The organism is Psychrobacter sp. FME6, from assembly GCF_014861365.1.
GTDB lineage: Bacteria > Pseudomonadota > Gammaproteobacteria > Pseudomonadales > Moraxellaceae > Psychrobacter.
Window position 1 is genome coordinate 1 of record NZ_RRYW01000087.1, and the last position, 12,066, is coordinate 12,066.

The window sequence follows — 12,066 nt, forward strand, 5'->3', positions numbered from 1 at the left end:
CCAAGGTTGGATGGAAAATGACTTATCTAAATTGTTTTATGATATTCATCCAAATCATAACTCTTTTGTAGTGCAGTGACTATAGTTTCTGAGTGTGTTATAAGTTATCTATACCGTTTTTAACCCAATTACTATTAATGGATTTAGGATGTTTAAACAAAGCTAACTTCCCATTGTAAAAGTTAGTAAATTCAGAGTTTAGAGTTCCGTTTAAACTAACAACTTTTGCTATCAATTCAACTAGCTTACCATCCTTACTGAAAAAATCTTCATCGTTGTCAGTTTTATAAGCAATGCCATTAAAACCTTTCACTCCTGTTCCATTGCTTTTTGAGTCGTTTTTCTTCTTTAACTCTACTTCTCCAAACTCTAAAATATAATACTTATTTTCCGCAATTTGCAATTCTATTACTAAAATATACTCAGGCCAGTATAAATTATGAGCAGTAGAGTGTAACTTAGCTAACGACATCACATAGAAATCGTCCTGCTCTTGAAGCCCTTGACCAAAAGTAAACCAACGTGCGGTTCCATGATTTTGTTTCGAGTACTCTTTAGCATGACTCCAAATATTATTGAAGCGAGATTGATTGTCTTCTCTTACATCAAACAGACCCTTAGCTAAACCTGTTGATCCTCTCCCAATTTTTTCTCCTACACCTAATTCCTCTGGCATCTCTTCTTTTACAAAGCGTGTGCTATCATCAATAGGTTTAGAAACTATACCGTTTGTTAGTTTGTTGATTATGACTAGATCGCCGATTCTCTCCAATCGTTCGAGTAATATCAAAGTCGTTAGGTTGTTCACAGGATTATGAGTAAAGTTTAGATCTTCGATCTTATCTGGTGATATATACTGCCTTACTGTCAAAAAATCTTGACTCTCTATAGATTCATCAGTGCTAAGTCGTCTTTTTGGTTGAAGAATAAGGTTAATAGGATCAAGTTTAGGTTCACTGATACCAATAATATTTGCGCATAATATTTTGTTTCCGATAGGAATACCCTTGATACGCAAGGTCAAAGGTTGATGCCAAAAATCAATTCCAACGTTTCTTTTCTTATTATCTTTAGATTCTTGAATGTTGTTGTGTATTTTCTCAACTTTTTTCCATACGTCTAGGCTATATTTTAACTGATGTAGAAATACTGCGTCTCTCTGAGTAAATTTTGGAGGTAATACAACATATTCATCCACTCCCTCGGCCTTCATTTTTTCCTCGATCTGTTCATTTTTTGGGATTAGTTTTTCCTTTATTTTATTTAAATTATATCTGCTAATAATACGTTTTATATCCATTGAGTACCCATAATGGGTAATAAATAAAGATAAAGGATGAATTACAATCTTACGTTCACCGTCGTTAATATTTATTAATTGATTTTTATCATAGCTATTTATTTTTTCAAAGTATTTTGTGCTATCGAATGGCAATTCATTTATTAGTTGACTTCTTTTAATAGCTTCCTCAGATGTAGGACTTTCTTTAAGGTCTATTGCTGCACCAACGCTCATATCATAATGAGCTTTTGAAAAAGAATGAATATTATAATTATCTTTGACTTCAACCTCATAAGACTCAAGGACAAAGCGTTCTATTGATTTACCATTTTTCCAGATGCTACCAAAAGGTAACTTATGTATGTGGTTAATATGAATTCTTAACTTTAAATAGCTAGTAGCCTTTTCTTTACTTCCTTTTTTAATATATTTAGGCTCTGTTAAATTAGCGAATAGAACGTCTATATAGGTGACTGTTCCATTACTGTTAGAGCTTGAACTTGCATTAGTAGGCGCAATAAAATCCTTGTCATACCACACAACTACATATTCAAAATTCTTGTTAAAATGATTTACCGTATAATTACGATCAGGTTCAGAATTAGCGTCTGTATCATAATCAACCTGAGAATGAGGCTTAATGTAGTTGCTAATGTCGAAAGAATTTTTATACTTTTCTCTAGGGGTATTATTGTCAAAAAAATGGCTCATACTGTTCTCATATTCATTAATAATATTATTGTGCCATCAATTTATATTTTTTGCCATTAATTTGGAACTATTACAATTGGGAAACTGAAACCCTGAATTAAGCAGCGCTGAGCGTACCCTATCCTTGCTCTCGCGTACCGCAGCCTCGGGCAAACCAACAATAGTCAACGCTGGTAAGCCTTGCGACAAATGCACTTCAATAATCACCTTGGGTGCGTGCAGTCCGACAACTGAGCGGGTATATACTTGAGCAAACGACATCCGTAGTTCCTGTTAATAAAAGCAATATAGGCAATTTTCAATCATAAAGCATTCTTTATAAGCGCGCAAATGTCGTGTTTTATTATCTATTATTTACTAGCATAAGCGCCCTTCATTGTTATATGATAAATAATAGATACTTTCGTGCTTAGGGCGCGTCCTCAGTCTTATCTAATGACTCTGGAAAACCTATCTTCGATAGGCGAGACCCAAAGCTAGCAAAAGTATTAACAATAAAAGGATTTTATTGTTCACATAAAGCAATGATGGCTGATTTTTGCCACCGTTTTATATAATACCTTTCAACCATGGACGGATAGGTTTATGAGTATAAAAGTGCTTAATCAGCGTGTGCCTTCACTCACGCTACTCACCGTAGCTGTTTCATTAGCATTATCGGGATGTTCAGATAGTGACAGCAGCTTTAATAATGATGATGACATCACTACCCCTTCAGCGACCTACGAGGTCGACATTCAACGCACAGAGTTCGGTATACCCCACATTACTGCCAAAGATTATAAAGGACTAGGCTACGGCGTTGGTTATTCTTTCGCTGAAGACAATATCTGCTCACTGGCCCGTGAGATTGTGGTTGCTAACGGTCAGAGCATGCTTTATTTAGGCGAAAAAGGCGATGTGGCCAGCGATGTTTTTTATACTTGGTATAATTCACCAGAAAAACGCGCGCAGTTCCTAGATGCACAAGAGCCAGAAGTCCTTGATGCAGTCGCAGGTTACGCCGCTGGTTATAGTCGCTATCTACGCGATAAAGGGGTTGATAATATCGATCCTGACTGCGCTGGCGCCGAATGGGTAAAAGAAATCGGAACCAATGATCTACTGGCGCTTTATGCCAAAGCAAACTTACGCGGTGGCCTCTCAAACTTTGTGGGACCCATCGTTGCGGCGGCACCTCCATCACAGGATGTGACTGTTGATAGTAGTAGAATGGGCAGTAGAAGCATGGACAATAGCAGAATGCGTTCTATTGGCCCAGATTCGGCATCGAACTCGGTATCGACCTCTTCATCTACCGCTGCAGACACAGCCGATTTAGCCTCAGGCTTTGATTTTGATATGACCACCATCAATGTATTGGATGGCGGCAGTAACGCCTACGCACTTGGTAGCGAAACGACGGGCACCGATAGCGGAGTTTTATACGGCAATCCACATGAACCATGGAATGGTATCCAACGTTTTTACGAGTTTCACTTAACCATGCCCGGTGAGCTTGACGTAATGGGTGCAGCTCAACAAGGTCAGCCTTTCCCGAATATTGGTTTCAATAAAGATGTTGCTTGGAGCCACACCGTTTCTACTGCCAAACGCTTCACGCTTTATCAGCTTGAGCTAGTGAATGGCAATCCTATGAAGTACAACTATACCAATAGTGATGGCGTCGTAGAACAGCGTGATATCCGCAAGGATGAAGTGACCATTCAGCTACCAGACGATCAAACCCTCGTTCAACCTGTTTATTCCTCACACTTTGGGCCTATGTTAGCAATCAATAAGGTTAACGGTTTACTACCAGTTTGGGGGGCTAATAATATCGCCTTTACTATCCGTGATGCCGCGGCAGAAAATGCACGCTCACTGAATCAGTGGCGCAGCATGAACCAAGCCAGTAGTGTCGAGGACTTGGTTGATAGAATGCAAGATCAGGTTGGTCTAGGGTTTGTCAACACCATCGCCACTGACCGTTACGGTAAAGCCCTTTATGCGGACATCTCAACCGTACCGCACGTGACCAAAGAGCAGTTAAATAGTTGTACAGAGGGAGAGTTATACTTAAAAGCCATCGTGGGCTTTGGCTTCCCAGCATTAAAGGGCAATAGCGCTGATTGCGAATGGGGCAATGACGCTGACTCGCCACAAGCCGGTATTTTTGGTCGCTCAAATCTGCCGTTCTTGATTCGTGATGATTATGCGATCAACTCCAATGACAGTTATTGGCTGAGTAACTTAGACGCACCATTGACTGGATTTTCACCGCTACTGCGTCGTAACTTGACACCTTTCCTCGAAGAAAGTCCTGTCGATGGCGTACCATTACTGATGCGCACTCGTATGGCGTTTCAACAGGTATTAGACAGACTCGATAACTCAGATGGTCTTGGTGGCACTACCTTTAACCTAAAAAACCTGCAAGAAGTCGTCTATGGCAACCGCAGCTACGTCGCTGAGTTGGTGCTAGATGATGTATTGGCTGATTGTAGCGCTGACCCAATGCTGCCGTTGACTGATAGTGGCACTATCGATGCCACTCAAGCTTGTGATGTGCTGAGCAATTGGGATCGTCGTAATAATCTCGATAGCAAAGGGGCACACGTCTTTAGAGAGTTTTGGAATAATATTGATTTTGAAGAAACCATTGATGATAAAAAGCTATTTAGTGTACGTTTTGACGTCAATGATCCAGTCAATACGCCTCGCGATCTCATTATCAACGCAACTACACGAACAGCTTTGGGTGATTCGATTAAATACTTCCAAGATAAAGGTATCGCATTTGATGCAACTTTAGGAAGTGTTCAATACGTTATAGACGCAGGTAAGGACAACGAACGCATTCCTATGCATGGTGGTCAAGGAAGCGAAGGGGTATTCAATGTGGCAAGAGGTCCTGGTCCCAACGCTGATGGCAATTACGTGATTAATAATGGCCCAACTTATATGCAGTCGGTCACTTTTGATGCTAATGGACCCGTCGTAGAAGCATTGCTCGCCTATTCGCAAGCAGAGGACAGCACGCGTCCTTATCATCGTGATCAAACGCGCCGCTACTCAGCCAAAGACTGGATTCGCTTGCCGTTTAGTGCTACTGAGATTAGCAACCAAGCGGTTGGTAATAAAGTTCAATTAACAGAATAAAAAGAGCAGAATTTATAAAAACAGTAAGAAAGACTTTAGGGCAATCCTGAGGTCTTTTTTTATTACCTACCCATACAACTTTATGGGTATATACAAAAACTCTCTATCCATGTCACTATTATCAATGATTCGTTATACTACCCATTACCTATTTAAGCATTCATATTTAGACTATTTAATGCTTAGTAAAGCAGTTAATCTTAAAATGACTTATATTAAATCGCTACCAGCAAGGCCATTAGTTGACTCAAAATAGCCACACACCGAATACGTAAATATGGCGATTTATACAGTTAAAACGAGGAATATCGCATGACAAACCAGTCAGAACAAAGCACCCAACAACCCTATAATCGTGCGGGAGAGCAACCCACCACCACCCGCCCTGTCATGCAGCCAGACAATCCATATGCCAGTACTCGCGGCAGCATTACTACCAAGCAGCTACCCGCATTCGATGAAGATATTATTAATAAATACAATCGTTCAGGGCCTCGCTATACCTCTTATCCAACCGCTTTAGAATTCTCACCGATGCCAGAAGGGCTTGAGACCAAAATCCTTCGAGAGCGTGAAGCCCATGCCCCGCTATCGCTCTATTTTCATATTCCCTTTTGTCGTCACCTTTGCTATTACTGCGCTTGTAATAAAATCATTACTAAAAAGAACAGCGATGCAGGCGATTACTTAGAGTACCTCATTGCTGAAATTAAGCACAAACGTAGCTTATTAGGCACAACCGAAAACGGCAAAAAACCACTGGTGAAACAACTGCATTTCGGCGGTGGTACACCGACTTTTTTACAAGATAATGAGTTAATACAGCTTTGGGAGTTTTTGCAAACTCAATTTGAGTTTTTGCCCGATGACCAAGGTGACTATTCTATCGAGATCGACCCACGCGAGCTCAGTGGCGAGACGCTACAAGTGCTGCGCAACCTGGGTTTTAATCGCGTCAGTTTGGGCGTGCAAGACTTAGATGAAACGGTACAAATCGCAGTCAACCGCGTACATTCGGCAGAGTTAATTGAAAATGTATTAAAAGAGTCGCGCGCGTTAGGGTTTCGCTCTATCAACGTCGATTTGATTTATGGTTTACCGCATCAAACGCCAACAACCTTAGATAAAACCGTCCAGCGTATTATCGAGATGTCACCGGATCGCTTATCGGTCTTTAATTATGCCCATTTGCCTGAGCGCTTTAAATCTCAACGACAAATCAAAGAAGCCGACCTACCGACGCCAGCCTCCAAGCTCGCAATGCTTGGTAATACTATCAACACCTTAACCGAAGCCGGTTATCAGTACATTGGTATCGACCATTTTGCCAAACCTGATGATGAGCTTGCCGTCGCCCAGCGTGAAGGCAAATTACATCGTAACTTCCAAGGCTATACCATCATGGGCGATTGCGACTTACTGGGTTTTGGCGTGTCTTCAATCAGTCAAATTGCTAATGCCAATAACAGCTATATCTTACAAAATCATACCGATCTACAGGTTTATAAAGACAACATCGATGCTGCACGCAGCAATCCTGCGGTAATGCCAGCGGTCAAAGTGATTAAAACATCCATTAAAGATCGCTTACGCGAATATGTGATTATGAACTTGTTATGCCACGACTATATCGACTTTAGAGACGTCAATCAGAAATTTGGTATCGATGCCATTACCTATTTTATTGATGAGATCCAACAGCTTGGTCAGATGCAAGACGACCGCTTGATTGACATGGACGCTGCCGGTATTCGCGTACTGCCAAAAGGTCGCTTATTAGGTCGCAACGTGGCGATGGTATTCGATGAATATCTTGAGAAGAAACATAAAAACCGCTTTTCAAAAGTTATTTAAGTGAGGTGTTTTTAAGCTGATTATTAACCATAAAAAAGACCTCGATCGAGGTCTTTTTTATGGTCTGTGATAAAGATGTAGCTGATTCACTTTAAAACCGATACAGTGCTGCTGGAGTAAATTTTTTGCAGCCTCTGTCACCCTTGCGAACAGCAAGCAAGAAAAACTTATACCAGTAGCACGTGGCTATTAACGTATCGATTTTATTTCGAACTGGCTATAGTTATCTGTATAAAGCAGCCTGCTCTACTCGGTAGGCATGACGATATAAAGACGATTGGCATCTATGATAGTCTTTTCCTTATCAAGATATTTGTGTTCAACAAGGCTTTTTGGGTTGGCTATCTCCGTATCTGTTATCGAAAAATCATCATCATTCAATAAACCTAACGAACCATCTTGACGCAACCATAAGCCTTCAAGCTTATCATGCGGATAATCTATCGTAGCCAGAACATCAACGACCAAGGTCTTGCTAACAGGCTTAATAGCCATCTCTTCAAGTGCTTGCCAGTTTTTTTCGTCTGTGGCAATAAGCTGCTCTAGTGTTTGTCCTTCGATAGTCAAGCCGACGATCTCGTCCTGCTCGACACTTTTATTATCTAAAATAGTTTCAATATCCGTTGCCTGTGAGGTATCAACTTTGTAAATTAGCTTTTGGGCTGATTTGTCTTGTAGCGGAAACTTGCGATCATGTTCAATCAAATAAAACTCATGCTCATTAATAGCAACGATACCTGATGCCACATGCTGTGCTGCATCCAGACGATATAAGTATTGTTTTATCTGACCTGAAACTAAGTTAACCGTCACCATGCGGGTCAAATTAGACAGACGTCCCGATTGATCAGGATTGTCCATGGAAGACTCCATAATACCTACTAGGGTCGTCTGATCAGGTGTGACTGTTAATGCTTCCATCCCGCGATTGGTGCGACGCTTGGTAAACTCTGCTGGTAATAAAACTGGCTTACCATCAACCATCACATTATTACGCTCATCATTAGCAAAAGGATTGATACGCTCGACCTCTATCCCTTCGGCATCATAATGAACGAGATGTGGCCCATATTCATCACTGATCCAAAAACTGCCGTCTGTGAGCGCGGTAAGTCCTTCTGGATCCAAACCATTGATATCGGTTTTAATAGGGTTGGTCACAGTATCAAAAGGTAAGCTTGGGTTTATAGTCATCGGCTGACCATTAACATCATAAGGTACTTCGTTAGTACCGCCCAATGCTTTTGGATTCGGAAGCCCAGAGATGGGATTGCCGGTGCTGTCTTTTAGTATGATTTCTTTTATTTTAGTGATTTTGCCATCAGCTTGTAACTCAAAAAGCCCAATAGACGGTGTATAGTTTGGCACTAAAAACTGCTTACCTTTACCCGCAACGCCATCAAAATCAGCATTGGGACCACGATCGGCGAGTGCATAAAATTGATTGGCATTGGTTGGATGAGCCGCTGCATCTGAGCCGTAGCCACCCCCTCGAATCTCCAATTTCTGCTCAGGATAAGCGGCATTGGTGAGCGTCGCATCCAGTACGGTATAGGGTAATGGGCTACCTTGAGGGAAGTCTGTTATAGACATCAGCATATTATTTGAGTTTTGCTTAAGCATTGTTATTTTCCTTTTATCTGTACTTTCATTACGAGCTAAATAATTTACAGTCAAAAAAATAGCCAGCGCGTTGGACGCTAACTGACTATTTTTAAAATTGAACCTTGTAATAGGTATAACACCTAGATTATTAAGTCATTGATTATTAAACTTTAAGCTTATCACCTACCATGCCTTTTACTGTGCTTAGAATATCAGCAGGTAACACCACCATTTTGGAGTTGTCAGATTCAGCCAGCTCCCGAATCGCTTTGATATACTGCTCACCCAGTAAGTAGACAATCGGCATCTCTTCAGTACCCATCGCATCAGTAATCAGACGAATAGATTCTTCAGAACCTTTAGCCAACACTACTTGCGCTTCAGCATCGCGACGTGAGGCTTCTAGACGACCATCGGCCTCTAAGATAGCGGCTTGTTTTTGACCATCGGCGCGTGTCACTGTCGCACGGCGTTGACGTTCAGCCGCCGCTTGTTCTTCCATCGCCGTTTGCATCGTATCAGACGGATTAATATCTTGAATCTCTACTGTTTTAAGCGTGATACCCCAATCAGAGATATCTTCTGAAATCGCGTGTTTTAGCTTGGCTTTGATTTCGTCACGGCTCGATAGTGCACTATCAAGATCCATTTCACCAATAATTGAACGTAATGAGGTTTGTACCAAATTACGAATACCATACTCATAATCCTCGATACCGTACACTGCCTTGTCTGGACGAACGATATTAATATAAGCGACAGCATTAGCAATGATAACCACGTTGTCTCGGGTAATCACTTCTTGTGATGGAATATCGAGGACAATATCTTTGGTGGTAACTTTATAAGACACGTCGTCAACATAAGGGATAATTAGGTTTAGGCCGGGTTCTAGTGTTTGGCTATACTTACCCAAGCGCTGCACCACCCATTTATAACCTTGCGGCACGATGCGAACGCCTTTAAACACGGTAAACACAACCAGTGCAATCAAAACGATCATAACAATACTAAAGCTTTCCATAACTTATCCCTATTAGCATACCTTTATAAATTACTGCCTGTGTTAATCGCTGCTTGTGACTTCATACTACTGACGATTAGCTCGTTACCAACGATATCCGTCACGATCACCCGATCACCCACTGCCACCTGCTCGCCTCGCGTACGGCACATCCATTCAGCCGCACCGACAATAGGCACACTAAATCTCACCGTCCCTGCTCTATCGGCCTGTGGCTGCACGATAATCATACCTGTCTCACCAACGATAACACTGCCGCCCAACCCTGCTTTAGTACGATCTACAGACAGCGGTTTGATATACTTAAACCACGCCAGTAGAAATATAGCAGAGAGCACTAGCCAAACAATGATTTGAATAGAGACAGAGATGGGCAATAACCATGAAAGTATAGCAACGATGATGGCAGCGGCACCAAACCAAAGACTAGCAAAGGTGGGCACAAACATCTCGATAATCAGCAATAAAAAGCCCAATACCAGCCAATGCCAAGGTTCTATCATCCAGAGAGTCTCTATCATCGGCACATTCCCTATCTTTGTCATTCTAACTTTCAATGTAGCACATTTTTAAGAGTAATAATGTCTTAAAAATCATTAATATATAGTTGATGAACAATAAAATTAGTACAGCTGTATTAGTGTGCTACTGGTATAAGTTTTTTGCAGCCTCTATCTGCGTAGGTACAGCGAGCAAGAAAAGCTCATACTAATAGCACGTAATGTATAGATATTACATTCCACTGGCGATAGTGCCATGCCGATTCTAGTAAAGCCAAGCATGAAAAAGCTACTCTTAAAAGTGTAAGCACAAAAAAACGACCACTTTAAGTGATCGTTTTTTTATTACTGTGTAAGTACTGTTTAAGCAATTTCTAATCCAAGAACTAAGCGTTCAAAGTATTAGAATTTAAGGTTGGCACCAACAGTCCAAAGGTCTGCATCGCTACCAACGATATCGTATTCAGCTTCGACACCGAAATTAGGATTTACTGAATAACCAAGACCTACACCACCTGCTAATCTTGTGCTCTTGTCTGATACAGAGATATTTGGCACTCTGCTATCACCATCAATCTCAGTACGTGCTACACCCAGTTTACCTTTGGCATATACTGGCGTGTTATTAAAGCCATAACGGTAGGTACCATATAGACCATAGGTTTTAGCGTCTACGTCACCATTATAATAATCAGCGTCATCTGAACCAATATACTCAGCTTCTAAACCAAAGTTAGGGTCGAAGTTATAACCACCGTATACACCATAAGCAGTCGGATCACTAGCGCCATCAGTATCTAAATTGAACTGACCAACTTTAACACCAACGTATGGTTGGCCGGTGTAACCGTTACCATAAGATACGGCTGCTTGTGCACCCATGCTCACTAAAGAACCAGCGGCTAATGCAAGTAGAGTTTTCTGTAAAGTTTTCATTGTATTCACCTAATGTTATGTTTTTGATTTATTTTTTGATTTTTAATGTGAGAAATAATACTTAAGTAATCATTTCTCATTTTTGCTCGTTCAATACGCTTTAATATAGGAACTTAAAGGTATGTAGGTCTAGAATTTTAAATGAGCGCCAACTGTCATCAGTTTGGCATCAACATCACTATCCATCATTGCGTATTCAGCTTCGACACCAAAGTTAGGGTTCACTGAGTATCCGAGGCCAACACCACCTGCAATACCTGTATCACTGGCAGAGTTTGAAACTTTGAGCGGACCAACAGTATAGTCACCTTCTACCTTAGTCTTGGCAACACCCAGTTTACCTTTGGCATATAGGCCTGTATTTGGAAACTGATAACGGGCTGTACCGTAGGCACCATAAGTCTTGGCATCAAGATCACCATTTCTATAGTCGGCATCATCTGAACCTACATATTCGGCTTCGATACCGAAGTTTGGATCAAAGTTGTAGCCGCCATATACACCGTAAGCAGTTGGGTCATCAGCGTTGTCGATATCTAAATCAAACTGACCGACCTTCACACCAACGTATGGCTGTCCAGTATAACCATTACTATAAGAAGTAGCGGCTTGGGCACTGACCGTTAATAGAGAACCAGCTGCTAATGCGAATAACGTTTTTTGTAGAGTATTCATTGTTAGCTCCTTAAAATAAGTTTGGACAAACAAGTTATCTATTTATATTAGTTATATTGACTTTATAGCTCTATCGCCTTGTTCGCTAACGATGAGTACATAGTAACAAACCATTTCATAGACTCTGTCAGTGTTTGATGGTTTGAAAGTTAAGATTTGCAAGTATTTATCAGTGTCTGGGTTACAAAGGCTAGGATATGAAATCTTTTGTTACAACTACCGAATTTATGCAATAATCCCTACTCATTTCGCCAGCTTTATATAAGAGATAGGCTTAAAACAATAGGGGCTGTATAGAATTCAAATCAGCGGCAGCCAGATAAAGACACAAGCGAGAA

General features: G+C 41.0%; 8 protein-coding genes and 1 pseudogene. 2 read left to right on the forward strand and 7 right to left on the reverse strand.

What is annotated here, in order from left to right; genetic code table 11:
• Window positions 1-97: 97 nt before the first annotated feature.
• Both EI162_RS11355 and EI162_RS11360 read right to left on the reverse strand, forming a co-directional pair.
• Window positions 98-1,993: a hypothetical protein gene (locus EI162_RS11355; RefSeq protein WP_192524458.1), complete on the reverse strand. Its 1,896-nt coding sequence runs from the start codon at window positions 1,991-1,993 to the stop codon at window positions 98-100.
• Window positions 1,994-2,068: 75 nt separating this feature from the next.
• Window positions 2,069-2,254, reverse strand: a pseudogene (locus tag EI162_RS11360) (magnesium chelatase domain-containing protein); the annotation flags it as partial.
• 324 nt (window positions 2,255-2,578) lie between these two features.
• Here EI162_RS11360 and EI162_RS11365 point away from each other — a divergent pair.
• Together EI162_RS11365 and hemN are read left to right on the forward strand one after the other, a co-directional pair.
• A complete protein-coding gene (locus EI162_RS11365) occupies window positions 2,579-5,134 on the forward strand; it encodes a penicillin acylase family protein (RefSeq protein WP_192524459.1) in 2,556 nt (851 codons plus the stop codon).
• Window positions 5,135-5,524: 390 nt separating this feature from the next.
• Entirely contained in the window at window positions 5,525-6,988 is a 1,464-nt protein-coding gene (gene hemN / locus EI162_RS11370; protein ID WP_413038388.1) for an oxygen-independent coproporphyrinogen III oxidase, read from the forward strand.
• 246 nt (window positions 6,989-7,234) lie between these two features.
• Here hemN and EI162_RS11375 read toward each other — a convergent pair whose 3' ends face one another.
• From EI162_RS11375 to EI162_RS11395, 5 genes are all read right to left on the reverse strand, one after another.
• The gene (locus EI162_RS11375) at window positions 7,235-8,611 is read right to left on the reverse strand and encodes an esterase-like activity of phytase family protein (protein WP_192524461.1); all 1,377 of its coding nucleotides are present in this window, start codon (window positions 8,609-8,611) and stop codon (window positions 7,235-7,237) included.
• Between the two features lie 145 nt (window positions 8,612-8,756).
• Window positions 8,757-9,617: an SPFH domain-containing protein gene (locus tag EI162_RS11380; RefSeq protein WP_192524462.1), complete on the reverse strand. Its 861-nt coding sequence runs from the start codon at window positions 9,615-9,617 to the stop codon at window positions 8,757-8,759.
• 23 nt (window positions 9,618-9,640) lie between these two features.
• A complete protein-coding gene (locus EI162_RS11385; RefSeq protein ID WP_192524463.1) occupies window positions 9,641-10,138 on the reverse strand; it encodes an NfeD family protein in 498 nt (165 codons plus the stop codon).
• A 381-nt stretch (window positions 10,139-10,519) separates the two neighbouring features.
• Window positions 10,520-11,053, reverse strand: coding sequence for a porin family protein (locus EI162_RS11390; protein ID WP_192524464.1), 534 nt, complete (start codon window positions 11,051-11,053; stop codon window positions 10,520-10,522).
• A gap of 129 nt (window positions 11,054-11,182) precedes the next feature.
• A complete protein-coding gene (locus tag EI162_RS11395; protein WP_192524465.1) occupies window positions 11,183-11,728 on the reverse strand; it encodes a porin family protein in 546 nt (181 codons plus the stop codon).
• Window positions 11,729-12,066 lie beyond the last annotated feature (338 nt).

What these genes read in the sequence shown, in the direction of transcription:
- EI162_RS11355 (WP_192524458.1), bottom strand. Translation starts at nt 1,993, where the DNA reads ATGAGCCATTTTTTTGACAATAATACCCCTAGAGAAAAGTATAAAAAT.
- EI162_RS11365 (WP_192524459.1), top strand. Translation starts at nt 2,579, where the DNA reads ATGAGTATAAAAGTGCTTAATCAGCGTGTGCCTTCACTCACGCTACTC.
- hemN (WP_413038388.1), top strand. Translation starts at nt 5,525, where the DNA reads ATGCAGCCAGACAATCCATATGCCAGTACTCGCGGCAGCATTACTACC.
- EI162_RS11375 (WP_192524461.1), bottom strand. Translation starts at nt 8,611, where the DNA reads ATGCTTAAGCAAAACTCAAATAATATGCTGATGTCTATAACAGACTTC.
- EI162_RS11380 (WP_192524462.1), bottom strand. Translation starts at nt 9,617, where the DNA reads ATGGAAAGCTTTAGTATTGTTATGATCGTTTTGATTGCACTGGTTGTG.
- EI162_RS11385 (WP_192524463.1), bottom strand. Translation starts at nt 10,138, where the DNA reads ATGATAGAGACTCTCTGGATGATAGAACCTTGGCATTGGCTGGTATTG.
- EI162_RS11390 (WP_192524464.1), bottom strand. Translation starts at nt 11,053, where the DNA reads ATGAAAACTTTACAGAAAACTCTACTTGCATTAGCCGCTGGTTCTTTA.
- EI162_RS11395 (WP_192524465.1), bottom strand. Translation starts at nt 11,728, where the DNA reads ATGAATACTCTACAAAAAACGTTATTCGCATTAGCAGCTGGTTCTCTA.